Below are 25,562 nucleotides of genomic sequence, written 5' to 3'. Positions count from 1 at the left end.
CCCATGGACATCCTCGGCTGGATCACGGATGCCGCCTCCTCCCTCCCCCTCGCCCTCGTCTACACGCTCGGCGGCCTGTTCTCCTTCCTGGAGTCCGGGCTCGGGCTCGGCTTCTTCCTCCCCGGCGAGACGATCGTGCTCCTGCTCTCGGCGACGTTCGACGAAGCGTGGAAGGTCGTGCCCTACTTAGCCCTCGTAGCCATCGGGGCATCGGCCGGCGACCATGTCGGCTACCTCCTCGGACGCCGCTTCGGCCGCGGCCTTCGCGACACGCGTCTCATCGCCCGCCTGGGCACCGGCAACTGGGACCGCGCCGTCGGCGTCCTGGAGAAGCGGGGCGCCTGGGCCGTGCTGCTGACCCGGATGGTTCCGGTCGTCCGAACGCTGACTCCGGCCGCGGCCGGCGTGGCCGGCGTGGGCTACCGGCCGTTCGTCGCCGCCTCGCTCTCGGGGGCAGTCCTCTGGTCCGCCCTCTACGTGGGGGTCGGCTACCTCTTGCGCTCCTCCCTCGACGCGGTGCAGCACTACCTCGGCAACGCCGGCTGGATCCTGGCGGGGGCCGCGGTCGTCGTCGTCACCCTGGTCGTGGTGGTCCGCGCCCTTCGGCGGAGGCGGAGAGGCGCGGTCGACGACCCCGTGCGGGTGATCGGAGCGGGGGCTGACCTCGTCCTCCCCGAGCCGCCCGAGCAGACGCGACCGGCCACCCGCACCGTCGTCGTCGAGGCGTTCCAGGGTCGGACGGGTGCCATCGCCGTCTTCGCGGTCCGTGCATCCACCGTTCTCGCCGCTGCCGTCATTGCGGCGAACCAGCACTTCTTCGTCGCCGCCCTCCTGCTTCTGGCGACCCTGCTGTCGAAGCCCCTTCAGACGCTGCTTCGGCCCGAGGGGTCGCGTCGGTCTCCGCGCGACCGCGCACTGTGGACGGAGCCGACCCTCGACCGGATCACCGCGTCGCTCGTCGGCCTGGGGCTGTGGGCGGGTCACGCCCTGCCGTGGGAAGGCCTCGCCCTGCTGGTGCTGCCGGAGGTGCTCCTCGGGATCGCGACGGTGCTCGCGTTCCGGGGGTTGGTGGGACTGCCGGTGACCCGGGCCGAGCGCGTCCGCTCGTTCTTCCAGCTCATCGGCCTGACGGCGGTCTGTCTCGGGTTCGCCGGCCGCCTGGCCCTGCCCATCGTGGTGGCGCCCGTCACCGTGATCCTCGTCGGCTACCTGACGCTCTTCGTCGGCATCGTCGCGTCGTACGTCGTGGCCGCCCGGTTCTCGCGCGCGATGCTGGCGCGCTGGCAGATGAGCCTCGCCCGGCGCTAGTCGAGCAGCAGTGCCGGCTCTTCCAGCACGCTGGCGACGTCGGCCACGAAGCGCGAGGCCACGTCGCCGTCGACGACCCGGTGGTCGAAGCTGGCACCGATCGTCGTCACCATGCGAGGGCGGACCTCGCCGTCGACGACCCAGGCCTTCTGCTTGATCGTGCCGAGGGCGACGATCGCCACCTCGCCGCTGTTGAGGATCGGCGTGCCGGTGTCCATGCCGAACACTCCGATGTTGGTGATCGTGATGGTGCCCGCACTGGTGTCGGCAGGCTGCGTCTTCCCGTCGCGCGCCGTCAGCGTGAGCTGCTCGAGTGCCTGGGCCAGCTCGAGCAACGACATGCCCTGGGCCTCCTTGACGTTCGGGACGATGAGCCCGCGGGGTGTCGCAGCCGCGATGCCGAGGTTCACGAAGTGCCGGACGATGATCTCGTCGTCCGTCCATTCGGAGTTGACGGTGGGGTTGCGGCGGACCGCCCAGATGACGGCCTTGGCCATGATGAGGAGCGGGGAGACCTTGACCCCGGCGAACTGCGCCGAGTTCTTGAGCCTGGCGACGAACTCCATCGTGCGGGTCGCGTCGACGTCGACGAAGAGACTGACGTGGGGAGCCGTGAAGGCCGATCCGACCATGGCGGAGGCGATGGCCTTGCGGACCCCCTTGACCGGGATCCGCTCGATCCGCTCGTCGCCCCACTCCGGCGTCTCGATGTTGTGAAAGACGCTGGCCTGACGCGCGTGACGGATGACGTCGTCGCGAGTGGTCTCGCCGGCGAGGCCGGTGGGCTCGACGATGGCGAGGTCGACTCCGAGGTCTTTCGCGAGCTTGCGGATCGGCGGCTTGACCACGACCGGCTGAGCGGAGGATGCCGGTACCGACGTCGGGCGTCGGCGCTTCTCCTCGGCCACGCGAGCCACCCGCGCGTCCGCCTCGCCCTTGCTGGGGCGGCGGCGACGCGTCGAGAGGTGCCCCCCGGTGGTGCCGTAACCGACCAGGACGGCCCCGCCCGCCTCGTCGGCCACGGGGTGGGGCAGGCTGAGGACCTCGGCCTCGGCCTCGAGGATGTCGTCGGCCGGAGTGCGTGGGATCTCGCCGCCGGAGACACGGATGATCGGCGCCCCCACGTCGACGGTCTGGCCCACGGAGACGAGGAGTTCGTCGACGACACCGGCGAACGGCGAGGGGAGTTCGACGAGCGACTTGGCGGTCTCGATCTCGACCAGAACCTGGTTCACCGAGATGACATCGCCCGGGGCCACCTTCCACTCGACGATCTCGGCCTCGGTCAGGCCTTCGCCGACGTCGGGAAGATGGAATTCGTTGCTCGTGGTCGTCAAGGACACGGAGTCTCCTAGTAGGCGAGGGCGCGGTCGACGGCCTCGAGCACCCGGTCGGCGTCGGGCAGGTAGTCGGCTTCCAGTTTCGCCGGGGGGAACGGGGTGTCGAAGCCGCTGACCCGGAGCACCGGAGCCTCGAGCGAGTAGAACGCCTTCTCGGCGACCGTGGCCGCGATCTCGGACCCGACGCTCGTGCTTCCTGGCGCCTCCTGGGCCACGACGAGTCGACCCGTCTTGCGGACGGACGCGAGGATCGGACCGTAGTCGATCGGGGAGATCGAGCGGAGATCGATGACCTCGATGCTGATGCCCTCCTCGGCGGCGACCTCGGCGGCCTGCAGGAGCACGCTCACCATCGCGCCATGGCCGACGACGGTCACTTCGGTGCCCTGCCGCACGACCCGGCTGGCGTGCAGCGGGACGCCCGGCTCGTCGAAGTCGACCGGCCCCTTCGGCCAGTAGCGGCTCTTCGGCTCGAAGAACATGACGGGATCGTCGGAGCGGATGGCCTCCTGGATCATCCAGTAGGCGTCGTGCGGGGTCGACGGGCTAACCGACCGCAGGCCGGCCGTGTGCGCGAAGTAGGCCTCGGGGCTCTCCTGGTGGTGCTCCACCGCTCCGATGTGACCGCCGTAGGGAACCCGGATCACCACGGGCATCCGCAGCGAACCCTCGTGGCGGTTCGTGAGCTTGGCGAGCTGCGACGTGATCTGGTCGAAGCCGGGGAAGATGAAGCCGTCGAACTGGATCTCGCACACCGGACGGAAGCCGCGCATCGCGAGACCGATCGCCGAACCGACGATGCCCGACTCGGCGAGCGGGGTGTCGATGACGCGCTTCGACCCGAACTCCGTCTGCAGCCCCTCCGTCACCCGGAAGACACCGCCCAGCGTGCCGATGTCCTCGCCGAGGAGGAGGACGCGGGGATTCTCCTGCATGGCCCGTCGGAGGCCCGCGTTGATGGCGCGGCCGAGGGGCATCGTCTCGACGCCGGTCGGCGTCGCGCGAGCCGTCGAGGTCGCGATCGTGTCGGTCATTCGCTGCCTCCGAAGGACGACTCGTAGTTGGCGAGCCACTCCTTCTGCTCGTCGATACGCGGGTGGGGCTCGGAGTAGACGTGGTCGAAGATCAGGTCGGTGTCGGGGATCTCGAGGGCGAGAGTCCGCTTGCGGACGTCCTCGGCCAGGTCGCAGGCCTCGGCCTCGACGTCGGCGAAGAAGGCGTCGCCCTCGCCCCGACTCCGGAGCCAGGCCTCGAAGCGGGTGATCGGATCGCGGGCGATCCACGACTCCGTCTCGGCGTCGGTGCGGTATTTGGTGGGATCGTCGGACGTGGTGTGGGCGCCGATGCGGTAGGTCATCGCCTCGATGAAGCGGGGCCCCGCGCCGGCACGGGCGGCGTCGAGGTCGCGGAGGGTGACGGCGTAGCTCGCCAACACGTCGTTGCCGTCGATCTGTGTCGACGGGATGCCGAACCCCTCGCCGCGCAGGTAGAGCGGCGTGCGCGACTGCGTGGCGACCGGCACCGAGATGGCCCACTGGTTGTTCTGGAGAAAGAAGACCTGGGGGGTCTGGAAGCTGGCCGCGAAGACGAGCGCCTCGGAGACATCGCCCTGGCTCGTCGCGCCGTCGCCGAAGTAGGTGATGACGGCCTGGTCGCACTCGGGATCGCCCGTCGCGTACTCGCCGTCGAGGGTGATACCGAGGGCGTAGCCCGTGGCGTGGAGGGTCTGCGAGCCGATGACCAGCGTGTAGAGGTGGAAGTTGCCGCGCTCTTCGGGGACCCAGCCACCGTGCGTCACCCCGCGGAGGAGGCGCACGACGTCGACGGGGTCGATGCCGCGGACCATGCCGACGGCGTGCTCGCGATAGGACGGGAACAGGTGGTCTTGAGGGCGCGTCGCGTGGGCGGATCCGACCTGGGCGGCCTCCTGCCCGTGGCTCGGCACCCAGAGGGCAAGCTGCCCCTGTCGCTGCAGGTTGCCGGCCTCGTCGTCGAAGCGGCGGGTCAGGACCATGTCGCGGTGGAACCGGCGGAGGGTCTCGTCGTCGAGTGCGGCGATCACCGGAAGGAACTCCGCCGTGCGGTCGTTCTCCTGGAGGACGCCCGAGGCGTCGAGGAGTTGCACGGGCAGCTCTGCTGGCCCCATTGCGCTCGAAGACATGCCGTCGAGCCTATCCGGCGGCTGCATCCTCGGTCTTAGTGGGGACGGACAACCTGCTGGGCGGCAGCTAGGAGTTTCTCGACAGACTCGGCCTCGCCGATGCTGATGCGGACGCCCTCGGGAGCGAACGCCCGGACCACGATCCCGTGCGCCGAGAAGACCTCGGCGGCGTGCGCCGTGTGCTCGCCGGTCGGGAGCCAGACGAAGTTGCCCTGCGCCCTCGGGAGGTCCCAGCCCTGGGCGACCAGGGCATCCCGCACCTGATCGCGTCGCTCGACGAGCACGGCGACCCGTTCGAGCAGTTCGTCGTGATGGGCGAGGGATGCCAGGGCCGCCTGCTGGCCCGTCTCGGTCACGGACAGCGCGAGAGCCGTCGAGCGTGCCGCGTCGAGCAGGTAGGCCGGCCCGATCGCGTAACCGATGCGCAGGCCGGCGAGGCCGTAGGCCTTGGAGAAGGTGCGCAGGACGACGAGGTTCGGGTGACGCTCGGTCAGGGACTCGCCGTCGACCGCGTCGGGGTCGGTGACGAACTCGACGTAGGCCTCGTCGAGGATCACCAGGACGTCGTCGGGGACCTTCGCCATGAACGTCTCGAACTCGCGGGTGGTGACGATCTCGCCGGTGGGGTTGTTGGGCGTGCAGACGATGATCGCCCGGGTGCGGTCGGTGATCGCCGCGGCCATCGCCTCGAGGTCGTGACCGCCGTCGGGGCGGTTGGGGACCTGGACGCTCGTGGCGCCGGTCACGGTGACGAGGCCCGGGTACGCCTCGAAGGAACGCCAGGCGTAGAGGACCTCGTCGCCCTTCTGCGCCACGGCGTGGAGGAGCTGGGACAGGATCGACAGCGACCCGGCCCCGACGTGGATCTCGTCGACACCGGTACCGAAGCGCTGGGCGAGGGCCTCGCGGAGCGGCACGGCGGCACTGTCGGGGTAGCGGTTGACGTGGAGGGAGTCGTGGAGCACCGCGAGCACCGAGGGCAGCGGCTCGAACGGGTTCTCGTTCGAGGACAGCTTGAAGGCGTCGTCCGCCGCCTGACGGCCCTGGCGGTAGGGCGGGAGCGCGGCGATCTCGGGACGGAGGCGAACGGGCGTGGTCACGGAGCAAGCCTACGGGCTACCGGGATGCCGCCCCGGGTCGGCATAGTTGTCCGCATGCGATTCCTCGTCCGGCTGGTCATCAACGCCGTCGCCCTGTGGTTCACCACGTTCATCGTCTCAGGCGTCACGGTCGAACCGTTCGCGGGCGGAGGCGGCGACACGTCGAACACGATCCGCACCGTGCTCACCTATCTCATCGTCGCGTTCGTCTTCGGTCTCGTGAACGGCATCATCGGCACGGTCGTCAAGATCGTCGCCTTCCCGCTCTACATCCTGACGCTCGGGCTGATCTCGCTCGTCATCAACGGGCTGCTGTTGCTGGTCGTGTCGTGGATCTCGGAGGCGATCGGCTTCGGTCTCCACGTCGCGAGCTTCGGATCGGGCATCCTCGGCGCCCTGGTCCTCGCGATCCTGGCCTGGTTGATCGGACTCGTGCTCCGGCCGCTGTTCGGCTCGGTCACCCGGCGCGCCTGAGAGGCCCTCGATGAACCTCGCCCCCGACGCCGAGCCGCCCGCGCTGTTCCGCATCGTCTTCGTCTGCACCGGCAACATCTGCCGGTCGCCGATGGCCGAAGTCGTGTTCCGCGCCCTCGTGACGAAGGCCGGCTACGGCGACCGGGTCGTCGTGTCGAGCGCCGGCACAGGCGACTGGCACGTGGGCGAGCACGCCGACTCCCGCACGATCGAGGCGCTGGCACGGCGCGGCTACGATGGATCCCGGCACCGAGCGAGGCAGTTCGAGGCCGCGGACTTCGACCGGCACGACCTCGTGGTGGTCTTCGACCGCGGGCAGGAACGCATCCTCACGGCTGCCGCGCCGACCGAGTCCGACCGCTCGAAGGTCCAGCTGCTGCTGAGCTTCGACCACGACGCCGGCCGCCGCGGCACCGGAACGGACGTCCCCGATCCCTACTACTCGGACGCCGCCCTGTTCGAAAGTGTCCTGGACATGGTCGAACACGCCTCCACGGCGCTCTTCCGCCAGATCGAGCCCGCCCTACGTCAAGGAACCTCCTCATGAGCCCCGCCTCGTCCCTCCCGGTCCAGCCCCTCAGCCCGCTCGACGGGCGGTACCGACCGGCCGTGGCCGACCTCGGCGACCACCTCAGCGAGGCCGGCCTCAACCGGGCCCGGGTGCACGTCGAGATCGAGTGGCTGATCGACCAGACCGACCGGTCGTTCGCGGGATCCGAGCCGCTCACCGACGAGCAGAAGGCCTCCCTCCGCGGGGTCGTGACCTCGTTCGGGCAGGCCGACATCGACGAGTTGGGCGCCCTCGAGGCCACCACCCGCCACGACGTCAAGGCCGTGGAGTACTACGTCCGGGCCCGTCTCGAGCAGCTCGGTCTCGGGGCCATCGCCGAGCTGACCCACTTCGCGTGCACCTCGGAGGACATCAACAACCTCTCCTACGCCCTGACCGTCAAGGCCGCCGTCGAGAACGTCTGGCTGCCCCGCTTCGACGGCGTCGTCGCCCTGTTCGAGAAGCTGGCGGACGAGTACGCGGATGCGCCGATGCTCTCCCACACGCACGGCCAGCCCGCCACCCCGACCACCGTCGGCAAGGAGTTCGCGGTCTACGCCTACCGCCTGAAGCGGGTCCGCTCGCAGATCGTCGGCACCGAGTACCTCGGCAAGTTCTCCGGTGCGACAGGCACCTTCTCGGCCCACGTCGTCGCGTCGGCCGACATCGACTGGCCGACCGTCTCCCGCTCGTTCGTCGAGGGCCTCGGACTCGAGTGGAACCCTCTGACGACGCAGATCGAGTCGCACGACTGGCAGGCCGAGCTCTACTCGCGCGTCGCCCACGCCAACCGCATCCTGCACAACGTCGCCACCGACATCTGGACCTACATCTCGATGGGCTACATCACGCAGATCCCGCAGGCAGGGGCGACCGGCTCGTCGACAATGCCGCACAAGATCAACCCCATCCGCTTCGAGAACGCCGAGGCCAACCTCGAGATCTCGTCGGCCCTGCTGTCGTCGCTGGCCGAGACCCTGGTCACGAGCCGGATGCAGCGCGACCTCACCGACTCGTCGGCGCAGCGCAACATCGGCGTCGCGTTCGGTCACTCGCTCCTGGCGCTCGACAACATCACGCGCGGCCTCGGCGAGATCTCGGTGAACACCGCTGCCATGCTCGACGACCTCGACCACAACTGGGAGGTGCTCGGCGAGGCGATCCAGACGGTCATCCGCGCCGAGATCACCGCCGGGCGTTCGTCGATCAGCGACCCCTATGCGCTCCTCAAAGAGCTGACGCGCGGCCACAAGGTCGGGCAGGCCGAGCTGGTGGCGTTCGTCGAGGGGCTCGACATCGGAGCCGAGGCGAAGGCCCGTCTGGTCGAGCTGACGCCGGCCACGTACACGGGCCTGGCCGCCGACCTGGTCACGTACCTGTAGCGAGAGCCGGCAGGCACGGCCGGCCAGGCGCGGTCGGCCGGGACGGCCAGGCGCGGTCGGCCGGGCCGACGCGAGGGTCAGTGACCCCGGGGTCGGTCCTCTTCGTCGATCTCGTGCTGCTCGACGTCGTTCGGCTTCGCCGCCAACGTGAGCATGGCGAGGATGACGGCCGCGACGATGAACGCGATCAGCAGGAAGATCAGCGACAGCTTCGGCTCGCGGGTCGACAGCAGCACGATGACCCCGGTGAACACGGCGAAGACGCCGGCGATACCGAGGAGCTCCGCGGGGCGGATCCGTTCGCGGCGGGTGGGTTCGGTCATGGTCGGTGTGCTCCGTCGATCGTCGGGTCTGTCGTCGCTTCGGCCACGGACGCATCCGTGCCCTGCCATCTCAGGGAGAGCCCCTGGATCACGAGGAACACCCCGACGAGGGCGCCGTAGGCCCCGACGAGGCCCACGAGGATCGTCGACGACGTCAGTGTGCCGTGGATCTTCTCGATGCCGCCCAGCTCTTTCGAGTAGTCGGCGGGGACGACCAGATAGGCGATCGCGAGGATCAGGGTGATCGCTCCGACGATCATCCAGTCGCGGCCCAGAGCGCTGCGACGACGGCGTCGCAGCCCGGAGACGAGTTCGAGGACGCCGCTGACGAGCGCCCAGAAGGTGACGACGGCGACCAGGGTCGGGACCCCGCCACCGCGGAAGAGGATGGCCACGACGCCCATGACGAAGCCGAACGCCCCCTGCACCATCGCGAGGGTGCGGCTGCCGGAGTCGTCGAGCCACCGACGCGAGCCGTACATCAGCACCATGCCGGCGACGGCCGTCGTGAGCCCGAAGGTGAGCAGCCCGATGTCCGTCGAGTGGTTGTTGACGAACGTGATGACCATGCCGAGAACCAGCAGGGGCACCGCCCGGAGGAGAGGGACCGGCCAGTAGCGCGCGTCGGACGCCGCGTCGAGCTGGAGGGCCGTCACAGTACTTCTTCCGGGAGGATCGGGGGGACGATCGAGTTTACCTCTCCGCCGGCCGTGCCTCCGCCGCTGCCTTTCGAGCCGCGGACGGACCACGTCGCGCGTCCCCGCGTCACGGGGAGTTCGCGATGTCCCGGATAATTGGCGATCGTGAGCACCCCTCGACGTCGCCGCCTCATCATCACCATCGCCGCAGGCGCAGCCCTCCTTCTGGCAGCCGGCGTCGTGGTCGGCGTCGCCAGCACCCCTCACCCGACGGCGACCGCGCCCGTAGATACGATGGGCGCGTCGGCCGGGTGGCGGAAGGACGTCGTCGCACCCACCTCGCGCCACGTGATTCCGGCGGCGGTCCTCACCTCGACAAGCGGGGTCACGGATGCGCAGGCCCTCGTCGACGGAGGCACGACGGTTCTGACCCGCGCTCCGAACGCAGCGGTCCCGACCGTGACGCTCGACTTCGGGAAGGTCGTCAGCGGCTACCCCGAAATCACGTTCGCGGGAGCATCCTCCGATCGCCCGGGGCTCCGTCTGGCGTTTTCGGAGACCAAGGAGTACCTCACCGACGGATCCGACTTCTCACGGAAGGCCACCGGAGAGGCGGTCGATCCCGGCACCGATCAGATCGCCGTGCCCTCCGGTGCGTCGACGTGGAAGGACGCGGACGGCTGCGCTTCGGCCGGCAAGGTCTGCGCGAGCGGCCTCCACGCGTTCCGCTACCTCCGGATCGGCCTCGACGCCCTTGCGAGCGACGCGCCGTTGACCCGGGCGAGCGGCTCGATCAGCATCACCTCCGTCGCCCTCGACTTCACCCCGTACCTCGGCACGCCGGCGAGCTACAAGGGATCGTTCGAGTCGTCCGACGCCCAGCTCAACGCGTACTGGTACGACGCGTCTTACACGAACGAGCTCATCACGGACACTTTCCACGCGACGGACACCGATCCACGTGGCGCGGCCACCCCCGGGCTGGAGGGGAAACTGGTCCTCACCGACGGTGCGAAGCGGGACCGAGACCCGTACGTCGGCGACATCTCCGTCTCCGGCCGGACCGACTACCTCACGCACGACGTCGGGGAGGCGGCGGAGAACGTCCTCGCCGATGTCGCCGACCATCAGCGCGCCGACGGTTACATCCCACCCGCATCGATCCTCGGCTACGGCCTGCCGCTCTTCGATTACCCGATGTACTGGGTCACCTCGAGTTGGGACTACGAGGCCTACACCGGCGACGTCGCCTACGCACGGAAGTACTGGGGAGCCCTGACCAGGGTCCTGGACGACTGGTACCCGTCCGTGACCGACGCCAACGGCCTGCTCTCGCGCGGCATGAACGGCACGTCGACCTACGGCGACTACGCCTTCGTCTCCCGGACCGGCGAAGTGACCTATTACAACGCCCTCTACGTCGAGGCCCTCCACGACGCCTCCCGGACCGCTACGGCGCTCGGCCATCCCACTGAGTCCGCGGCCTGGTCGGAACGCGCCGAAGCTGTGAGGAAGGCGATCAACGTCCATCTCTGGGATGCCGGAGCCGGGGCCTACCTCGACTCGGCCACCGGCACGGCCCACGCCCAGGACGGCATCGGAACGGCGATCGTCGCGGGCGTGGCGAGCGAGGCACGCGCATCCTCGTCGCTGGCCCATCTGTCCGCGACGACCGCCAACCCCTGGGGGAACGCCTTCTACGACGACGACTCGACCGTCTCCGACGGGACGAAGCGGGTTTACGCGTTCACCTCCTACCCGGAGATCGAGGCGCGCTTCCTGACCGGCCACGCCGACTCCGCCATCGACGAGATCAAACGGCTCTACGGCTCCATGCTGGCGTCGGACCCGGGCACGACGTTCTGGGAGGGCGTCGGCGACGGGGGCGTGCCGTACGAGAAGGGCTACACGTCGATGGCGCACGGGTGGTCGACGGGAGTCCTGCCCGCTCTGACCAACGACCTCCTCGGAGCCGCTCCGACCGGGGTCGGCTTCTCCACCTGGACCATCGCTCCCCACCCCGGCAGCGTGAGCTGGGCCCGAGGCACCCTGCCGACGCCGCACGGCGACCTGGCCCTGACCTGGAAGCGGGCGAACTCGGGCGGAGGGTTCTCGCTCTCGGTCACCTCGCCGCAGGGTACGACCGGAGTCGTCTCGATCCCCGTCTCGGGCGCCCATCCAGTCGTCACCCTCGACGGCCTCACGGTCTACGACGGGTCGAAGGGCGTCTCCCACAACGCTTCGCGGTCGGGCGATCGGGTCTCGATCCCCTCGATCGCGGCCGGCTCCCACACGGTCACCGTGGCAGGCTGACCGCATGGACGAACCCGTCGTCGCGGCCCTCCGCGAGATCCGAGCGGCCGAGGCGGCCCGGATCCTCGGGCTGCTGCCGGCGGGGGGTCTCGTCGATCGCGCCGAGGGATGGGCGGCTGCGGGGGTGACCCAACCCGAGATCGTGCGCCTCGCGACCGACGCCACCGTCTCGGATCCCACGGCCCTCGCCCTTCTCGGCCAGGCCGCGGCCCGGCTCGGACTGACCTTCGCCTCGACGCAGGAGGCACGGAAGGCCTACGTCGACGACGTGCTTCCGGATCTCGCGGGGTCGCCGTACGTGGGCTCGCTCACGTTCACGCTCTCGAACAACTTCACAGACGAGCTCACCCGGAACACGCGCGGGCGGCTCGGGCGGCTGTTCCGGCGCAGGCGGGATCGGCCGGCGGCGAACCCGTCGGACCCGGAGGCCGGCCCCCGGGTCTAGCGTCGACCCCATGGACTACAGAAAACTGGGCAATTCGGGAACGATCGTGTCGGAGCTGACACTCGGCACCATGACCTTCGGCGCCGAAGCCGACGAAGCCACCTCACACCGCATCCTCGACACGTTCTTCGAGCACGGCGGCACCTTCGTCGACACGGCGGACGTGTACTCGGCGGGCACGTCGGAGAGCATCATCGGTCGATGGCTGGCCGAGCATCCCACCGAACGGGGTCAGGTCGTGCTCGCCACGAAGGGCCGGTTCCCGATGGGCGAGGGGCCGAACGACCTGGGGCTCTCGCGCCGCCACCTCGCGGCCGCCCTCGACGCCTCGCTGACGCGGCTCGGCGTCGACCACGTCGACCTCTATCAAATGCACGCGTGGGATGCCCTGACCCCTCTCGACGAGACCCTCCGGTTCCTCGACGACGCGGTGACGGCCGGCAAGATCGGCTACTACGGCTTCTCCAACTACCTGGGCTGGCAGCTGACCAAAGCGGTGCACCGGGCGAACGCCCTGCACCTGGCGCCGCCGGTCACGCTGCAGCCGCAGTACAGCCTGCTCGTGCGCGACATCGAGCACGAGATCGTGCCGGCCGCCCTCGACGCCTCGATCGGCCTGCTGCCCTGGTCGCCCCTCGGCGGCGGCTGGCTCACCGGCAAGTACAAGCGGGACGAGGCTCCCACCGGTGCCTCGCGACTCGGCGAGAACCCGACCCGGGGCATGGAGGCGTGGGAGGCGCGCAACCGCGACGAGCGCACCTGGACAATCCTCGACGCCGTGCAGGCCGCCGCCCGCGATCACGACGCGACGGCCTCGCAGGTCGCGATCGCCTGGTTGCTGGCCCAGCCCGCGGTGACCAGCGTGATCCTCGGCGCCCGCACCGTCGACCAGCTCGTCGACAATCTGGGGGCCTCCTCCGTCGACCTCGGCGAGGCCGACGTGCAGCGCCTGTCGGACGCCAGCGCCCCGCAGGTCGACGAGTACCCGTACGGGCGCGCCGGGGTGCAGCAGCGGCACCGCAAGGTCGAGGGCGGGCGGTAGCGCAAGGTCGAGGGCGGGCGGTGGCGACGGGACCATCCCGATGGGGGATGCCAACACGCAGGTCGGCATGAATACAATGCTTCGTGCTGGACAGAGACCCCGCGATCGCCCGAGTCGCGTTCGTCGAACCCGCACGTTCGCCGTCCCGTCTCCTCTCGGCGGCCAGTCGTCTGCCCTCCTGGGGCGCCGTCCTGGTCATCTACGGCCTCTCGCGGGTGTTCTCGACCGTGCTGCTCTTCGTCCTCTACCGGGTCGCCGCGACGCACCCGGGCCAGTACGCCGACAAGTACGTCGACGGCGGTGACACCAAGGGCTTCTTCGGCTTCCTGAACGTGTGGGACGGCCGGTTCTACACCAGCATCGCCGAACACGGCTACCCGCACGTGCTGCCGGTGGACGGCTCGGGAACGGTCGTCTCGAACGCCTGGGCGTTCCTGCCGGTCTATCCGTGGATCAACCGCATCCTCGCCGAGATCACCGGCTGGGACACCGGCGCCATCGCAGCCGGCGTCGCCACGATCTTCGGCGCCCTGGCCGCGGTGATGCTCCACAAGTTCCTGCGGCTGCGCGTCGACGAGCTGAGCGCTCTGTGGGGCACCGTCTTCTTCTGCTTCGGAGCCCTGGCCTTCGTGCTGGAGGTCGGCTACGCCGAGAGCCTGTTCTTCTTCCTGATGTTCACGGGTGTCTGGGCCCTGATGACCAAGCGGTACGTGCTGCTCGGCTGGGTCGGGGTCGTCGCCTCGTTCACCCGGCCCGGGGCCCTGGCCCTGGCGCTGGCCCTGCTGATCGTCGTGATCCAGAGACTGCGCACGCACGACGACTTCCCCCGCAAGGAGCGCATCGCGGCCGTCGTCTCGGGGCTCGCCATCGCCGCGGCAGGGCTCGCCTGGCCGCTCGTCGCGGCGGGGGTCACCGGCGACTCGGGTGCGTACCTGAAGACCGAGATGTCGTGGTGGACCGCGTACATCGGCCACGTGTCGTCGTTCGTGCCGCTGAGCCCGTGGTTCCTGTTCGGAGTGAAGTACCTCGGCCTGCCGGGGATCATCGTGGTCCTCGCGATCCCGGCGCTGTGGATCTGGGGGATGCGCAAACCGTCGCTCAAGCGGCTGGGCTTCGAGATCCGCGCCTTCCTCACCGCCTACGCGCTGTACCTGTTCGCGGTGTTCCTGCCGCAGCAGAGCCTGCCGCGGCTGATCATGCCGCTGGCGCCGCTCGTGGCCGTCGACAGCATCACGCACCACAAGCACCTGAGGCGCCTCGCCCTGGTCTCGAGCATGGCCATCCAGGTGGCCGTCGCCGTGACGATGTGGCTCGTCGGGCCCCCGTGATCGGCGCGGGACGGGCATCCCGCGTTCCGGTCGCGAAGTGCGAGTGAATCGGCCGCGACGCCGCCTCTCGGCCTACGAGCGAGCGGCGAGGAAGCGCTTGGCGTAGTCGAGGTACTCGGCACCGATGCGGCGCTGCGCCTCGGCCCGGTCGATCTTCTCGGCACGGAGGTCGACGAGCGCGTCCCACCAGATGCTGCGCCCGATGGCGAACCCGACGAAGTCGTCGATCGGGGCCGCGGCGTCGAGCCACTTGTCGAGGTCCTCCTTCGAGGAGTGGCGGCCGAGCACGATGCACTTGGCCTCGCGCCCGTCGCGGACGGCGAGGTCGGCGACGGCCTGGGCGTCCTTCTCCGAGTCCATGCCCTCGACCTTCCAGATGGCCGGGTCGGCGCCGTGGTCCTGCAGGTACTCGATCGCACGGAGCGTCAGCTCCGGACGCATCTCGTCGTCGTAGCGGTGCTTGTCGCCGTCGACCTGGGCCAGGTCGGCGTCGGTGGCCGGCACGAGCAGCTCGATGATGAGCGGGCGGTGGTTCTCGCGGCACCAGGTCGACAGCTCGGCCATCTTCTCGGCCTGCTTCGAGCGGTCGGCGTCGTCGAACTCGGGGTTGTCGCGGATCAGCACCTTGGCGTGGTCGTTCTCGAAGAACAGGCCGTGCGTCTGCCAGTCGGGGTAGGCAAACTCGAACCAGTCCTTGCCGGAAGCCTCGAGGGGCATCGACAGGTTGATCAGCCCGTCGCTCCGCGCGGCGAGCTCGGCGACGGCCGCCCCGTACTGCTCGTCGACGAGGATGCCCGCCTGCACTCCGTCGGGGAGCTCCGCCGCCACGTCGACCAGACCCTGGTACACCGTCAGCTTGTCCTGGCTGATGCGCGCCGCCTCGGCCGGAGTGGGCGAAGCCGTCAGCTCGTAGAGATCGGTCTCGAGGGAGTCGCGGTGGTCGGAGGCGAGGATGAGGAGAGTGTTCGCAGTCATTCCTCCGTCATACTCGCGACGGCTTCGACTGCGTGGAGCCGGGGGACGTGACCCGGTCGCCGCGCCGTGTCGACGTCGGCCGGGTTCCACCGACCTCCGTCTTCCCCGAGAGACGTTGATGCGACGGCCGCGACCGTGGTGGAATTGCCGGACGTACCGGAGTGGATGCGTCACCGCCACTCTCCGATCGGGGCCCCCATGACCTACTCGCGCGACCGACCCTCCCGGCTTCGCAGGCTCGCCCTCGCCTCGGCCGCCGTCGCGACCCTCCTCGTCCTGTCCGCGTGCAGTGCCGCGGCCCCTCAGCCGAAGGTGACCACCATCCACAGCGAGAAGAACACCGCCGTCTTCCAGGGCGGCCTCTACCTCCAGAAGGACAGCATCGCCGCTCTCGCCGCCTCGAGACTCGCGGCGAGCGGCCAGAGCGCCGATGCGTCGGTCGCCGAGCAGATCGCCAAGGTGCCCGTCGCGATCTGGCTCGGCGACCAGTACGACGACACGCAGGTCGTCCGAAAGATCGAGCTGAACCTCGCGGCCGCGAAGAAGCAGGGCACGACGCCGACGTTCGTTCTCTACGCCATCCCGAACCGCGACTGCGGCGACTTCTCCGCGGGCGGCTTCACGGCCGAGAAATACCCGGGCTGGATCAAGGCCGTCACGGGTGCGCTCAAGGGTCACAAGGCGACCGTCATCCTCGAACCCGACTCGCTGGCCATGCTCAGCAACTGCGCCGACGAGGCCGCGGTGCGCATCCCCCTGATCCGCAATGCGGTGAAAGAGCTGTCGGCGGCCAAGGTGCCCGTCTATCTCGACGCCGGCAACTCGCACTGGGTGCAGCCGACCGTCATGGCCGACCGCCTCGAGAAGGCCGGCATCGAATACGCCCGCGGCTTCTTCACCAACGTCGCGAGCTATTACCCGCTCGACGACGAAGAGGCGTACGCCGGCAAGGTCTCGGCCCTGACCGGAGGCGCCCATTACGTGATCGACGTCTCCCGCAACGGCACCGGCTGGAAGGGCACCTGGTGCAACCCCGACGGGACCGGCCTGGGCGAGCATCCCCACGTCACCGACGGGTCGACGAAGCTCGACGCGATCCTCTGGGTCAAGTCGCCGGGGACGAGCGACGGCACCTGCAACGGCGGGCCCGCTGCCGGCCAGTGGTTCCCGCGGTACGCGAGCGATCTCGTGCGGAACCGGGTGCAGAGCTAGCCTCTCGCTGGGCCTCTGTCGCAAATCGCGAGTGTATCGTCGGCGCGCCCGTGCAGCCATGCGGGCTGTCGGGCGGGTGCGGCCCATTCGCTCGACATTTGCGGCGGGATCAACCGCGGGAGTAGCGCACGTCGGCCCCGGTCGAGCAGAGCACCGAGTCCGGGGGCGTGCCGGCGAGCATCCCGAGACCCGCGGCGGCCAGCAGGGTCTCGTCGAGTTCGAGCACGTCCGCCCGCTCCAGCACCCACGGCTCGTGCTCGAGCCGCCACCACGACGTCCGCCCGAGGTGGTGCGCGTGCACACCCCAGCGGCGGGTGAGGAAGGCCACGAGCGGATCCGAGGGCGAGGCGGGGCCGGATGCACGGACCCGGAGTCGCGCGGAGGCGCCGGCCGCGCCCTCCCCGGCGCCGCCCGGTCGCCGCGTCCGGTGGGCGATCTGCGGCCCGTACCGCCGCGACCCCGCCCGCGCGTAGGTGTACGGCAGGCCGATGCCGAGGCGTGCCGCGGCGATGGCGGGGAGGTGCTGCGTGTCGATCGAGCGGTAGGCGATCCCCTGCCGTCCGTCGGCGTCGACGGTGAGGATCTCGACGGTCACCTCCGTCATCGTCCCGAGCCTCCCGAGCGGCGGCAGCGGCGGGACCGTGCTGTCGGCGAAGACGTAACCGGTGAGGGCGACCCAGGCGGATCCGTCGTGGAGGTCGGGCGTGCATCCCCCGGGTACGAGATCGGCGACGAGGGCGGGGTCGACGCGCCAGTGCAGCAGCACGACGTCGCGCTGGCGGTGGAACGTGACCGGGCGGTGCGGCAGGGGCGGCGCAGTCGGCGAGGGGATGCGCTCGGGCGGCGCGGGCACGTCGGATGGGGGGCCGGGCTCGGTCACCACGAGGCACGCTCCTTCTCTTGCGCGACGACGGCCTCGCGATCGGACAGACCCCGGAGGCCGGCGAGCGGCTGAGCCATGCGGTGGTTGCGCGACAGCCGCTCCTCGTTGCGGTCGAGGAAGGCCCAGTACCCGGCCGTGAACGGGCAGGCGTCTTCGCCCAGCCGCTTCTTGGGCGAGAACCGGCAGCCGTGGCAGAAGTCCGTCATGCGGTCGATGTAGGCGCCGCCCGAGGCGTACGGCTTCGTCGCCACGATGCCGCCGTCGGCGTGCTGCGACATGCCGACGACGTTGGCCGGCATGACCCAGGGCGTGCCGTCGACGAACATGTCGATGAACCAGTCGTTGAGCTCTTTCGGGTCGTAGCCCCGCTGCAGCGCCCAGTTGCCGAGCACCATCAGCCGCTGGATGTGATGGGCCCAGCCGTGCTCGCTGACCCCGTCGATCGCGTGGTGCAGACAGTTCTCCTCGATGGCGGCGGGGTCGAGCTCCCAGAACGCCTGCGGCAGCGGCGTCGTGGCGGCGAGAGCGTTGTGACTCACCGCGTAGTCCTCGCCGAGGTACCAATAGAGGTGCCAGACCCAGTCGCGCCAGCCGGCGATCTGCCGGACGAAGCCCTCGACGCTCGGCAGGGGTGCGCCTCCGGAGGTGTACTCGGCGGCGACGCGCTCGACGACCACACGCGGATCGAGCAGCCCGAGGTTGAGCGGCGCGCTCAGCAGCGAGTGCGCCATCGTCCAGTCGCCGGTCAGCGTGGCGTCCTCGAAGGGGCCGAAGTCGCCGAGGCGCGACTCGACGAAGTCGTCCAGGGCGGCGTTCGCCTCGGCCTCGGTGACCGCGAACCGGCGGGGGCCGTCGCCTCCGACGAGCGTGACGCTGCCGTCGGCCTGCCAGCGGTCGAGGTCGTGCCGGACCTCCTCGTCGATGTCGTCCTCCGTCGGCCACCACGGCTCCGGCAGCCCGAGCGTCACGGCGTTCTTGGGCGGCGACGCCCGATTGTCGGGGTCGTAGTTCCAGTGACCGCCCGCGGGATGCTCGCCCTCCATCAGGAGTCCGGTGCGTTCGCGAGTGGCCCGGTAGAAATCCTCGAGCAGCAGTCTCGAACCGGGTTTCCTGGCATCGGCCCAGGCCCGGAACTCGTCCTCGGTCGTGACAAAACCTCGGCTGGGCAGGATGCTCGCCCCGACTCTGCGGACGTAGCGGCGGGCCGCCCACGAGGTGGGGTCGATCACTTCGAGGGAACGGGCATCCCCCGCTCTCGCCTCGAGCGCTTCGTCGTAGGTGTCGACGCGGAGGTACTCGACGCGATCGCCCAGCTCGCGCGCCCGGTGCCGGATGGCGCTGAGCAGGAGATGCGCCTTGGCCCGGTGGATCGGTCGCCCGGCGATCAGCGACTTCGCCTCGACGAGCAGGATCGGCCCGCCGTCGTCGAAGAGCGAGCCGAGCTGACCGGCGAAGAGCCAGCGAATGCGCGGGGTGTCGGCGTCGGCAGAGTCCATGCCCGACACGGTAGGCGCTCCGGCCCGTCCTGTTCGCCCTACCCTGGAGGCATGACCGTCGTCGCCATCGTCCTGTTCGTCCTCGCCGCCGTCGTCGTCGGGACGACCGTCGCGGCCACGAGCGGGATCCTCAAGCGCAACACGATCGCCGGCATCCGTATCCCCGCCCTGCTGTCGAGCGACGAGGCCTGGGAGAAGGGGCATCAGGCCGCACTGCTGCCCATCACTATCGGCGGGGTGATCGCGGTGGTCGGCGGGATCGTGCTGCTCGTGCATCCCGCGGGCGTGGTCGTGGTGTTGATCGCGACGATCATCCTCTTCGTCGCCCTGCTCTCGTGGGGTGTGCTGCAGGCGACGCGGACCGGGCTGGCCATCGCTCGACGTTCCCTCGACGAGTGATGTAGCGCGACTACTTGCGCGAGAGTAGTCCCGTGTGACAAGCTGACCGTCATGTCCAGCATCCGTCTCTTCATCCTCGACGCGTTCGCGCGCGAGGGCGAGATGCACGGGCACCAGTTGCGCCTTCTCGCCGAGAAGGAGCACGTCCACAACTGGACCGACATCACCGTCGGCGCCATCTACGGCGCCATCAAACGTCTGGCGGCCGACGGGCTGCTCGAGGTGGTGCGGACGGAGCGCGAGGGCAACTTCCCCGAGCGACACGTCTACGCCATCACCGACGCGGGCCTCGTCCAGCTCGCATCGATCCGCACGGCGGGCCTCGTCGAGGTCACCGTCAAGCCCGACCCGTTCGACCTCGCCCTGGCGCGCATCGACCCCGAACGCCTGGACGAGCTACCGGGTACCCTCCAGACGAGACGGGCCAGGCTGCTCGGTCTCCTCGACGAAAGCGTCGAGTCGTTCGAAGCAGCCCGTCCCCACCTGACCTACACCGAGTCGCGAGTGCTCTCGCACCGCCAGCACCGGATCCGCTCCGAGATCGAGTGGCTCGACAGCATCATCGCCGACCTGCCCGCGATCGTGGCCGACGAGACCGACCGTCTCCGAGCATCCTGACCCCCCTTCGCTTTCCCCCTCCACCCGAGATCCCGCAGCACGGCTGCGGCACGAAAGGCACCACGATGTCCTCCGCGACCGCCACCACCAAGGCACCCGCACCCGCTATCCCCAAAACCGCCTGGCGTGCACTGATCGTGCTGCTCATCGGCATGTTCATCGCGCTCCTCGACACGACGATCGTCAACGTCGCGCTGCCGACCATCCGGACCTCGCTGGACGCATCCGAGTCGACCCTCTCCTGGATCATCTCCGGCTACGCGCTGGCCTTCGGGCTCACGCTCATCCCCGCCGGCCGCATCGGCGACCGGATCGGGCACAAGTGGGTGTTCTTCACCGGAATCGCGCTGTTCACGGTCTCGAGCTTCGCCTGCGGCATCGCGCAGAGCGACGAGCAGCTCGTCATCTTCCGCGTGATCCAGGGTCTCGCCGGCGGCATCTACGTGCCCGCGGTGACGGCCTTCATCCAGCTGCTCTTCCCGCCGCAGGCCCGCGGCCGCGCGTTCGCCATCATGGGCGCCGTCATCGGCGTCTCCTCGGCCCTCGGACCGATCATCGGCGGCCTGCTGATCCAGGCGTTCGGCGACACGAACGGCTGGCGCCTCGTCTTCTACGTGAACCTCCCGATCGGCGTCGCGGCGCTCATCCTGGCTGCGATCTTCCTGCCGAAGCGCGACAAGTCCGCCCCGCGTCCGCCCGCCGGGCTCGACTGGATCGGCCTGCTGCTGGTCTCGGCCGGGCTCGTCGCCATCCTCGTGCCGCTCATCCAGGGGCAGAACGAGGGCTGGCCGCTGTGGACCTACATCACCATCGCGGCGGGCGTCGTCGTCATGGCGCTGTTCGCCCTGTGGGAAGTCCAGTACACGAAGCGCGGCAAGAGCGCCCTAGTGCCGCCGTCGCTGTTCAAGCACCCGTCGTTCACCGGTGGCGTGATCCTCGCCCTGGTCTACTTCGCGGCCTTCACCAGCATCTTCTTCACGATCTCGCTGCTCTGGCAGAGCGGTCTGCAGCACTCCGCCCTCGCCTCCGGTGCGGTCACGATCCCCTTCGCGGTCGGCAGCATCATCGGCTCGTCGCAGAGCAACCGCCTCTCGTCGCGCCTCGGCCGGAACGTCCTGATCATCGGTACGGCCCTCGTCGCCATCGCACTGATCTGGCTCTGGCTCCTGCTGTCGAACGTCGACGGGACCTCGCTCACGAGCTGGATGCTGCTCGCCCCGCTGTTCATCGGCGGCCTCGGCAACGGCCTGTTCATCGCGCCGAACGCCCAGTTCATCGTGGCGACCGTCGACCGTCGTGACGCCGGCTCCGGCTCGGCCGTCATCGCGGCCATCCAGCGCATCGGTTCGGCTGTCGGCATCGCCGTGATCGGCAGCGTCCTGTTCGGCACCCTCACCATCGCGAAGGCACCCGCGCCGACCTCGAACACCCCGGCCGCCATCGCCGCGGTCAAGAAGGCCGCGCTCGACAACGTCGCGACCGGCTTCACCAACGCATCGGCGCACGCCATGCTCGTGAGTGCGATCTTCGCGGTCGTCGCGTTCGCCCTCGTGTTCGCGCTGCCGAAGCGCGTGGCGCAGTTCGGTGGCGGAGCGCCTGCGGGTGGTGGGGCTGCTGGTGGTGGGGCTGGTGCTGCTGGTGCTGCTGGTGCCGGTGCCGGTGCCGGTGCTAGTCCTGCTGGCGGTAGTGCTGGCCAGGCTGGGGCTGCTGATGGTGCGGGTGCCACGAACGGCGGGGCTGACGGGCACGCTGCTCCGGCGGCGGTCGGCGCTCCGGCGGATGGTGGGGCCTCGGCTCCGGTCGGTGCGGGCTCGGCGAGTGCGGGGCAGCACGCGGGCGCGGGCTCCGCGGGTGCGGGACAGCACGCGGGTGTTGCCCCGGCTCCGGTGGGGGCGGGTTCCGCGGGTGCGGGACAGCACGCGGCCGGCGAGGACTCGAGCGCGCAGGCGGCGGCCAGTACGACGGCGGCGGGAGCAACGGGGCACGGGTCGCATGCGGCGGACCCCGCGCATCCCGCGGTCCCGGTTCACAGTGCCCACGGGGCGCACGCCGCGACGACCACGCATGGCAGTCATGCGGCCGACGTGGAGCCCGATCAGGCGCCGCAGCACGACTAGGCGCAGCGCGTTGCAGTAGGACCACAGGCGAGGGGCCGGGCGGATGCTCGGCCCCTTCGTCGTGCGGGAGGTGCTGTCTCGGACGCCCCGTTCAGCAGGGCATCGCGTTTTACGCGAGGCATCGCGCCGCGACCCGATGCCTTGCGTGAATCCCGATGCCTTGCGCCGGGGCTCGTGCGCCGCGGCTCGTGCGCCGCGGGGGCGATTGCCGCTTGCGAGGAACCTGGCGGAGGAGTTCCTCGGGAATGCGTACTGCTTCGGGGAATCTCCTCGGATGGCTACCGTTCGGCGACCGAAGTCCTCAGTTGTCGTGAGGATTTCCTCGTGAAACGGGGCTGCGAGCCGCCCCCGCATACGCAAGACGCCCCGCTCACGTAAGACGCCCGGTTTCACGGATGTCGCCCCGGCACGGCAGGGCGACTTCCGTGAAACGGGGCGCTTTCCGCTGCGTCAGCGCGAACCCGCAGGCGCGGCGTCAGCGCGAAAACCGCAGGCGCAGCGTCAGCTACCGATGCGCACGAAGTGGTGCGGAGCCGACCAGATCGGCCGAACGGTGATCACGCCGCCGGGCTTGGGGGCGTCCATGATCATCCCGTTGCCGGCATAGAAGCCGTCGTGATCGTCGGTGTTGAACACGACCAGGTCGCCGGGAACGGCTTCGGACTCGGGGATCGTCGTGCCCAGGGCGTCCTGCGACGGAACGTAGTGGGGCAGCGAGATGCCGTACTGGGCGTAGACGAACATGATGAAGCCCGAGCAGTCGAAGGCCGACGGGTCGGCGCCGCCGTGCACGTACGGGGTGCCGAGGTACTGCAGCGCCGTCTGGAACACGGCGGCCCGGTCGAGCGGCGTGTGCGAGTAGAGGGGGTTGGCCAGGTAGTCGGCGGCGGTCGGACCGGTGTAGGTCGTGTTCGCCTGCGCCTTGCGGTTGGCGATGACCTGCTGTTCGTAGTCGAGCACCGAGGTGGCTCCGTACGCGTCGCGGCCGGCCTCGGCGTTCGTGATATCGGAGGAGACGTTCACCCGCTGACCGCTCGTGCTGGTCGTCGTGAACTCCGCGCCGGTGTTGCCGGCAGCGTAGGCGGCGCCCTGCGAGTGCTCGAGAACGGGCAGAACCGAGGTCGCGAGGATGCCCGCCACGACGGTGACGATGGTGACACGACGCACGACCGCACCCAGTCGCGCCGGGCGCGGAGCCGACGTGGCCGCGCGCGAGGCGGGACCCGAGCTGCGGAGTGCCCGCGTGGAGGCGAGGGCGCGACGACGGGCCGCGGCGGCGTCGCCGGAGTGCGCGAGGCGGTGGGTCTCTCCGGGGGTGGCGGGAACGAAGGTCTGGCGACGGCCGGCCACGGACGGCCCGAACGCGGACGACGACGGGCTGCCCACGAACTTCTCCGTGACCAGAGCGGCAGGGAAGTCGATGGCGGGAGCGGCGACGACGGCGGGGACATCAGCAGCAGGCACAGAGGCAGCAGCCGCAGAGGCAGCAGGCACAGAGGCAGCAGGCACAGCAGGCGCGGTGGCCGCAGCCGCAGAGGCAGCCGGCTCCGAGACGGACGGGGCCGAGACGGACGGCGTCACGACCGCAGCGGGCCGCGACACCGCGACGGGCGGCGACATCGGAGCGACGGGCGAACTGGGCGCGAGCGGCGAACCGGGCAGCACGGGCGAGGTGGGGGCGACGGCGGCCTCACGGGCGGCAGCGGCCTCGCGAGCAGCCCGAGCGGCACGGCGCGGGCTCACAGCGGCGTCGAGCACCGGGCCGGCGGGAGTCGAGGTGCGGTCGGACGCGACACCGGCGACCGATGCGGCCTGACCAGCGCCGACGGCACGCTGACCAGCGACGGCAGCACGCTCGCCAGCAACGGCGTCACGCTCGCCGGCGACCGCAGCACGGCGACCACGGAGCCGCGTCGAGTCGACGTCTACCGGGGTCTCGGAACGGAGGGCCAAGGAGTCGGGAGTCGGGTCGGTCGAGCGCATCGCGTTCCACCCTAAGGGCATGACGGGTGATCGGCCAAGCGCTTCCGGGTGACTCGAACCGGAGTGACGAGAACGGGGGATGCCCGTTCCCGTCACCCGGGGTACGTCGTTCAGGTTCGAGCCCAAGGGCCCGGAAACATCAGACGCGGGCGGGGAGACCGGGGTACATCGCCTCGATCGGACCCGAGAGCCCGGCCTTGACGTCGATGCTGGTCTGGTCGGCCAGCACCTCGTGGTCGCCGCGCTCGAGCCCGTCATAGGCGTCGCGGACGACGTCGGACGCCTGGCCCATCGGTGCGTCGATCCCCTCGGTCATCGGAGTCGCCGTGTAGCCGAGGTGCAGCCCGAGGACCTGCGTGCCCTGGGGTGCGAGCTCGAGACGGAACGAGTTCGTGGCCGACCAGAACGCGGCCTTCGTCGCCGAGTAGACGCCGCTGATCCCGATCCAGCTCAGAGCCGAGTGAACGTCGATCAGGGCGCCGCCGCCGTTGGCGCCGAGGACGGGCGCGAAGGCGCGGACCACCTGGACGGCGCCGAAGAAGTTCGTCTCGAAGAGAGCGCGAACCGCCTCGAGGGGGCTGGTCAGCAGCGAGTTCTCCTCGCGGTTGGAGACGCCGGCGTTGTTGACGACGACCGTCACGTCGGAGGCGGCTGCGGCTGCCGCGGCGACGGACTCCGGCGAGGTCACGTCGAGGGCGAGGGAGACGATGCGGCTGTCCTCCCAGTCGCGGGGCGTGCGGGCGGTGGCGTAGACCTTGGAAGCCCCGCGGGAGAGGGCCTGGGCGACGAACTCCTCCCCGAGGCCTCCGTTCGCTCCGGTGACCAGGACGACGGCGCCTTCGAGTGACTGCGACATGAGCTTCTTCTTTCGTGAGGGTGTGGGCTACTGACTTGTTTTATGCAACTCAGCCGAGCCGAGAACATTCCCGCGCCCCTGCGAAGACGCCTAGCGGATCGGCGTGGGGTACTGGGCGGTCCGCTCGAACCGCACGTCGTCGACGGCGAGGGGGCGTGCATCCCCGTCGACGAAACCGACCGACACCGGGCCCCCGTCAGGGCTGCGCCTCACGACCGTCGGGCCGTCCCGCCGCGGTTCGTGCTCGTCGCCCCACTGCTGGAGCGCCGCCAGGACCACCTTCAGATCGAGCCCGGCCCGGGTCGCGTGGTAGCTCCACCGCGACCGGGATCCGGCCTCGCGATACGGCTGCTTCTCGAGGACCCCGCCCTCGACGAGACGCTCGAGGCGGTCGGTCAGCACGTTCGTGGCGATGCCGAGGCGCTGCTGGACCCCGCTGAACCGCGTCGATCCGAAGAGGAGGATCTCGCGGAGGATCAGGAAGCTCCACCGGTCGCCGACGATCGCCACGGCCCGCTCGATGGAGCAGTACGGGGCGACGGGACCGGGGAGGGCGGCGGACGCAGGCATGAGCGAAGTGTACGTCTGCGTTGTCGAAGCGAAGTCAGCATCCCCGGCC

At 70.0% G+C, this 25,562-nt stretch carries 24 protein-coding genes; 12 read left to right on the top strand and 12 right to left on the bottom strand.

Annotation, left to right across the window (positions count from 1 at the left end):
* The first annotated feature begins 3 nt into the window (after positions 1 to 3).
* A complete protein-coding gene (locus tag ABEA39_RS17435) occupies positions 4 to 1,308 on the top strand; it encodes a DedA family protein (RefSeq protein ID WP_345377242.1) in 1,305 nt (434 codons plus the stop codon).
* Here the strand turns inward: ABEA39_RS17435 and ABEA39_RS17430 are convergent.
* The 4 genes from ABEA39_RS17430 to ABEA39_RS17415 are packed head-to-tail and all read right to left on the bottom strand — an operon-like array spanning position 1,305 to position 5,909.
* A complete protein-coding gene (locus tag ABEA39_RS17430) occupies positions 1,305 to 2,651 on the bottom strand; it encodes a dihydrolipoamide acetyltransferase family protein (RefSeq protein WP_345377241.1) in 1,347 nt (448 codons plus the stop codon). The genes ABEA39_RS17435 and ABEA39_RS17430 overlap by 4 nt on opposite strands.
* A gap of 8 nt (positions 2,652 to 2,659) precedes the next feature.
* Entirely contained in the window at positions 2,660 to 3,682 is a 1,023-nt protein-coding gene (locus ABEA39_RS17425) for an alpha-ketoacid dehydrogenase subunit beta (RefSeq protein ID WP_345377240.1), read from the bottom strand.
* Positions 3,679 to 4,809 carry a thiamine pyrophosphate-dependent dehydrogenase E1 component subunit alpha gene (locus ABEA39_RS17420; protein ID WP_425556997.1) on the bottom strand — a complete coding sequence of 377 codons (1,131 nt, stop codon included), beginning with the start codon at positions 4,807 to 4,809 and terminating at the stop codon, positions 3,679 to 3,681. The genes ABEA39_RS17425 and ABEA39_RS17420 overlap by 4 nt, the downstream gene beginning before the upstream one ends.
* Positions 4,810 to 4,844: 35 nt before the next feature.
* On the bottom strand, positions 4,845 to 5,909 hold the full coding sequence (locus ABEA39_RS17415; RefSeq protein ID WP_345377239.1) for a pyridoxal phosphate-dependent aminotransferase: 1,065 nt from the start codon (positions 5,907 to 5,909) through the stop codon (positions 4,845 to 4,847).
* Positions 5,910 to 5,963: 54 nt separating this feature from the next.
* Between ABEA39_RS17415 and ABEA39_RS17410 the strand changes: the two genes are divergently transcribed.
* From ABEA39_RS17410 to purB, 3 genes are read left to right on the top strand one after another with little or no spacing between them, the layout of a single operon-like run.
* Complete coding sequence (locus ABEA39_RS17410) at positions 5,964 to 6,383, top strand: phage holin family protein (RefSeq protein ID WP_345377238.1); 420 nt, start codon at positions 5,964 to 5,966, stop codon at positions 6,381 to 6,383.
* A 10-nt stretch (positions 6,384 to 6,393) separates the two neighbouring features.
* Positions 6,394 to 6,930 (top strand): low molecular weight protein-tyrosine-phosphatase, encoded by a 537-nt coding sequence (locus ABEA39_RS17405; RefSeq protein WP_345377237.1) that lies wholly within the window; start codon positions 6,394 to 6,396, stop codon positions 6,928 to 6,930.
* Complete coding sequence (purB, locus tag ABEA39_RS17400; protein ID WP_345377236.1) at positions 6,927 to 8,315, top strand: adenylosuccinate lyase; 1,389 nt, start codon at positions 6,927 to 6,929, stop codon at positions 8,313 to 8,315. The genes ABEA39_RS17405 and purB overlap by 4 nt, the downstream gene beginning before the upstream one ends.
* 77 nt (positions 8,316 to 8,392) lie before the next feature.
* Here the strand turns inward: purB and ABEA39_RS17395 are convergent, their stop codons facing one another.
* On the bottom strand, positions 8,393 to 8,638 hold the full coding sequence (locus ABEA39_RS17395) for a hypothetical protein (RefSeq protein WP_345377235.1): 246 nt from the start codon (positions 8,636 to 8,638) through the stop codon (positions 8,393 to 8,395).
* Positions 8,635 to 9,294, bottom strand: coding sequence for a DUF308 domain-containing protein (locus ABEA39_RS17390; protein WP_345377234.1), 660 nt, complete (start codon positions 9,292 to 9,294; stop codon positions 8,635 to 8,637). Before ABEA39_RS17390 ends, ABEA39_RS17395 begins: the two co-directional genes overlap by 4 nt.
* A gap of 147 nt (positions 9,295 to 9,441) precedes the next feature.
* Here ABEA39_RS17390 and ABEA39_RS17385 point away from each other — a divergent pair, with 147 nt between their 5' ends.
* The 4 genes from ABEA39_RS17385 (at position 9,442) to ABEA39_RS17370 (ending at position 14,404) form a co-directional block, all read left to right on the top strand.
* Entirely contained in the window at positions 9,442 to 11,589 is a 2,148-nt protein-coding gene (locus ABEA39_RS17385) for an alpha-L-rhamnosidase-related protein (RefSeq protein WP_345377233.1), read from the top strand.
* Between the two features lie 4 nt (positions 11,590 to 11,593).
* A complete protein-coding gene (locus tag ABEA39_RS17380; RefSeq protein WP_345377232.1) occupies positions 11,594 to 12,034 on the top strand; it encodes a hypothetical protein in 441 nt (146 codons plus the stop codon).
* A 10-nt stretch (positions 12,035 to 12,044) separates the two neighbouring features.
* Positions 12,045 to 13,076 carry an aldo/keto reductase gene (locus tag ABEA39_RS17375; protein ID WP_345377231.1) on the top strand — a complete coding sequence of 344 codons (1,032 nt, stop codon included), beginning with the start codon at positions 12,045 to 12,047 and terminating at the stop codon, positions 13,074 to 13,076.
* Positions 13,077 to 13,159: 83 nt separating this feature from the next.
* Entirely contained in the window at positions 13,160 to 14,404 is a 1,245-nt protein-coding gene (locus ABEA39_RS17370) for a mannosyltransferase family protein (protein ID WP_345377230.1), read from the top strand.
* 72 nt (positions 14,405 to 14,476) lie between these two features.
* Here the strand turns inward: ABEA39_RS17370 and ABEA39_RS17365 are convergent, their stop codons facing one another.
* Complete coding sequence (locus tag ABEA39_RS17365; RefSeq protein ID WP_345377229.1) at positions 14,477 to 15,379, bottom strand: 2-deoxy-5-keto-D-gluconate 6-phosphate aldolase domain-containing protein; 903 nt, start codon at positions 15,377 to 15,379, stop codon at positions 14,477 to 14,479.
* A 198-nt stretch (positions 15,380 to 15,577) separates the two neighbouring features.
* Here ABEA39_RS17365 and ABEA39_RS17360 point away from each other — a divergent pair, with 198 nt between their 5' ends.
* The gene (locus tag ABEA39_RS17360) at positions 15,578 to 16,591 is read left to right on the top strand and encodes a glycoside hydrolase family 6 protein (protein ID WP_345377228.1); all 1,014 of its coding nucleotides are present in this window, start codon (positions 15,578 to 15,580) and stop codon (positions 16,589 to 16,591) included.
* 109 nt (positions 16,592 to 16,700) lie between these two features.
* On the opposite strand, the gene ABEA39_RS17355 is transcribed toward ABEA39_RS17360, so the two are convergent.
* Complete coding sequence (locus ABEA39_RS17355) at positions 16,701 to 17,474, bottom strand: YqjF family protein (RefSeq protein ID WP_345377227.1); 774 nt, start codon at positions 17,472 to 17,474, stop codon at positions 16,701 to 16,703.
* On the bottom strand, positions 17,468 to 18,970 hold the full coding sequence (locus tag ABEA39_RS17350) for a cryptochrome/photolyase family protein (protein ID WP_345377226.1): 1,503 nt from the start codon (positions 18,968 to 18,970) through the stop codon (positions 17,468 to 17,470). Before ABEA39_RS17350 ends, ABEA39_RS17355 begins: the two co-directional genes overlap by 7 nt.
* Positions 18,971 to 19,021: 51 nt before the next feature.
* Here ABEA39_RS17350 and ABEA39_RS17345 point away from each other — a divergent pair, with 51 nt between their 5' ends.
* The 3 genes from ABEA39_RS17345 to ABEA39_RS17335 all read left to right on the top strand — a co-directional run bounded on the left by ABEA39_RS17345 (position 19,022) and on the right by ABEA39_RS17335 (position 22,104).
* Positions 19,022 to 19,369: an SdpI family protein gene (locus ABEA39_RS17345; protein WP_345377225.1), complete on the top strand. Its 348-nt coding sequence runs from the start codon at positions 19,022 to 19,024 to the stop codon at positions 19,367 to 19,369.
* A gap of 51 nt (positions 19,370 to 19,420) precedes the next feature.
* Positions 19,421 to 19,987 (top strand): PadR family transcriptional regulator, encoded by a 567-nt coding sequence (locus ABEA39_RS17340; RefSeq protein WP_345377224.1) that lies wholly within the window; start codon positions 19,421 to 19,423, stop codon positions 19,985 to 19,987.
* Positions 19,988 to 20,052: 65 nt separating this feature from the next.
* Complete coding sequence (locus ABEA39_RS17335) at positions 20,053 to 22,104, top strand: MFS transporter (protein ID WP_345377223.1); 2,052 nt, start codon at positions 20,053 to 20,055, stop codon at positions 22,102 to 22,104.
* A 501-nt stretch (positions 22,105 to 22,605) separates the two neighbouring features.
* On the opposite strand, the gene ABEA39_RS17330 is transcribed toward ABEA39_RS17335, so the two are convergent.
* The 3 genes from ABEA39_RS17330 to ABEA39_RS17320 form a co-directional block, all read right to left on the bottom strand.
* Positions 22,606 to 24,087 (bottom strand): C40 family peptidase, encoded by a 1,482-nt coding sequence (locus ABEA39_RS17330; RefSeq protein WP_345377222.1) that lies wholly within the window; start codon positions 24,085 to 24,087, stop codon positions 22,606 to 22,608.
* A gap of 139 nt (positions 24,088 to 24,226) precedes the next feature.
* Positions 24,227 to 24,943: an SDR family oxidoreductase gene (locus tag ABEA39_RS17325; RefSeq protein ID WP_345377221.1), complete on the bottom strand. Its 717-nt coding sequence runs from the start codon at positions 24,941 to 24,943 to the stop codon at positions 24,227 to 24,229.
* 90 nt (positions 24,944 to 25,033) lie between these two features.
* Complete coding sequence (locus ABEA39_RS17320; RefSeq protein WP_345377220.1) at positions 25,034 to 25,513, bottom strand: winged helix-turn-helix transcriptional regulator; 480 nt, start codon at positions 25,511 to 25,513, stop codon at positions 25,034 to 25,036.
* Positions 25,514 to 25,562 lie beyond the last annotated feature (49 nt).

The organism is Frondihabitans cladoniiphilus (assembly GCF_039544345.1).
Classification (GTDB): Bacteria; Actinomycetota; Actinomycetes; order Actinomycetales; family Microbacteriaceae; genus Frondihabitans; species Frondihabitans cladoniiphilus.
The sequence above is the reverse complement of the archived record's forward strand: the minus strand, read 5'-3'. Positions and strand labels throughout refer to the sequence as shown.

What these genes read in the sequence shown, in the direction of transcription:
- ABEA39_RS17435 (WP_345377242.1), top strand. Translation starts at nt 4, where the DNA reads ATGGACATCCTCGGCTGGATCACGGATGCCGCCTCCTCCCTCCCCCTC.
- ABEA39_RS17425 (WP_345377240.1), bottom strand. Translation starts at nt 3,682, where the DNA reads ATGACCGACACGATCGCGACCTCGACGGCTCGCGCGACGCCGACCGGC.
- ABEA39_RS17420 (WP_425556997.1), bottom strand. Translation starts at nt 4,809, where the DNA reads ATGTCTTCGAGCGCAATGGGGCCAGCAGAGCTGCCCGTGCAACTCCTC.
- ABEA39_RS17410 (WP_345377238.1), top strand. Translation starts at nt 5,964, where the DNA reads ATGCGATTCCTCGTCCGGCTGGTCATCAACGCCGTCGCCCTGTGGTTC.
- ABEA39_RS17405 (WP_345377237.1), top strand. Translation starts at nt 6,394, where the DNA reads ATGAACCTCGCCCCCGACGCCGAGCCGCCCGCGCTGTTCCGCATCGTC.
- purB (WP_345377236.1), top strand. Translation starts at nt 6,927, where the DNA reads ATGAGCCCCGCCTCGTCCCTCCCGGTCCAGCCCCTCAGCCCGCTCGAC.
- ABEA39_RS17395 (WP_345377235.1), bottom strand. Translation starts at nt 8,638, where the DNA reads ATGACCGAACCCACCCGCCGCGAACGGATCCGCCCCGCGGAGCTCCTC.
- ABEA39_RS17380 (WP_345377232.1), top strand. Translation starts at nt 11,594, where the DNA reads ATGGACGAACCCGTCGTCGCGGCCCTCCGCGAGATCCGAGCGGCCGAG.
- ABEA39_RS17375 (WP_345377231.1), top strand. Translation starts at nt 12,045, where the DNA reads ATGGACTACAGAAAACTGGGCAATTCGGGAACGATCGTGTCGGAGCTG.
- ABEA39_RS17365 (WP_345377229.1), bottom strand. Translation starts at nt 15,379, where the DNA reads ATGACTGCGAACACTCTCCTCATCCTCGCCTCCGACCACCGCGACTCC.
- ABEA39_RS17360 (WP_345377228.1), top strand. Translation starts at nt 15,578, where the DNA reads ATGACCTACTCGCGCGACCGACCCTCCCGGCTTCGCAGGCTCGCCCTC.
- ABEA39_RS17350 (WP_345377226.1), bottom strand. Translation starts at nt 18,970, where the DNA reads ATGGACTCTGCCGACGCCGACACCCCGCGCATTCGCTGGCTCTTCGCC.
- ABEA39_RS17345 (WP_345377225.1), top strand. Translation starts at nt 19,022, where the DNA reads ATGACCGTCGTCGCCATCGTCCTGTTCGTCCTCGCCGCCGTCGTCGTC.
- ABEA39_RS17340 (WP_345377224.1), top strand. Translation starts at nt 19,421, where the DNA reads ATGTCCAGCATCCGTCTCTTCATCCTCGACGCGTTCGCGCGCGAGGGC.
- ABEA39_RS17335 (WP_345377223.1), top strand. Translation starts at nt 20,053, where the DNA reads ATGTCCTCCGCGACCGCCACCACCAAGGCACCCGCACCCGCTATCCCC.
- ABEA39_RS17330 (WP_345377222.1), bottom strand. Translation starts at nt 24,087, where the DNA reads ATGCGCTCGACCGACCCGACTCCCGACTCCTTGGCCCTCCGTTCCGAG.
- ABEA39_RS17325 (WP_345377221.1), bottom strand. Translation starts at nt 24,943, where the DNA reads ATGTCGCAGTCACTCGAAGGCGCCGTCGTCCTGGTCACCGGAGCGAAC.
- ABEA39_RS17320 (WP_345377220.1), bottom strand. Translation starts at nt 25,513, where the DNA reads ATGCCTGCGTCCGCCGCCCTCCCCGGTCCCGTCGCCCCGTACTGCTCC.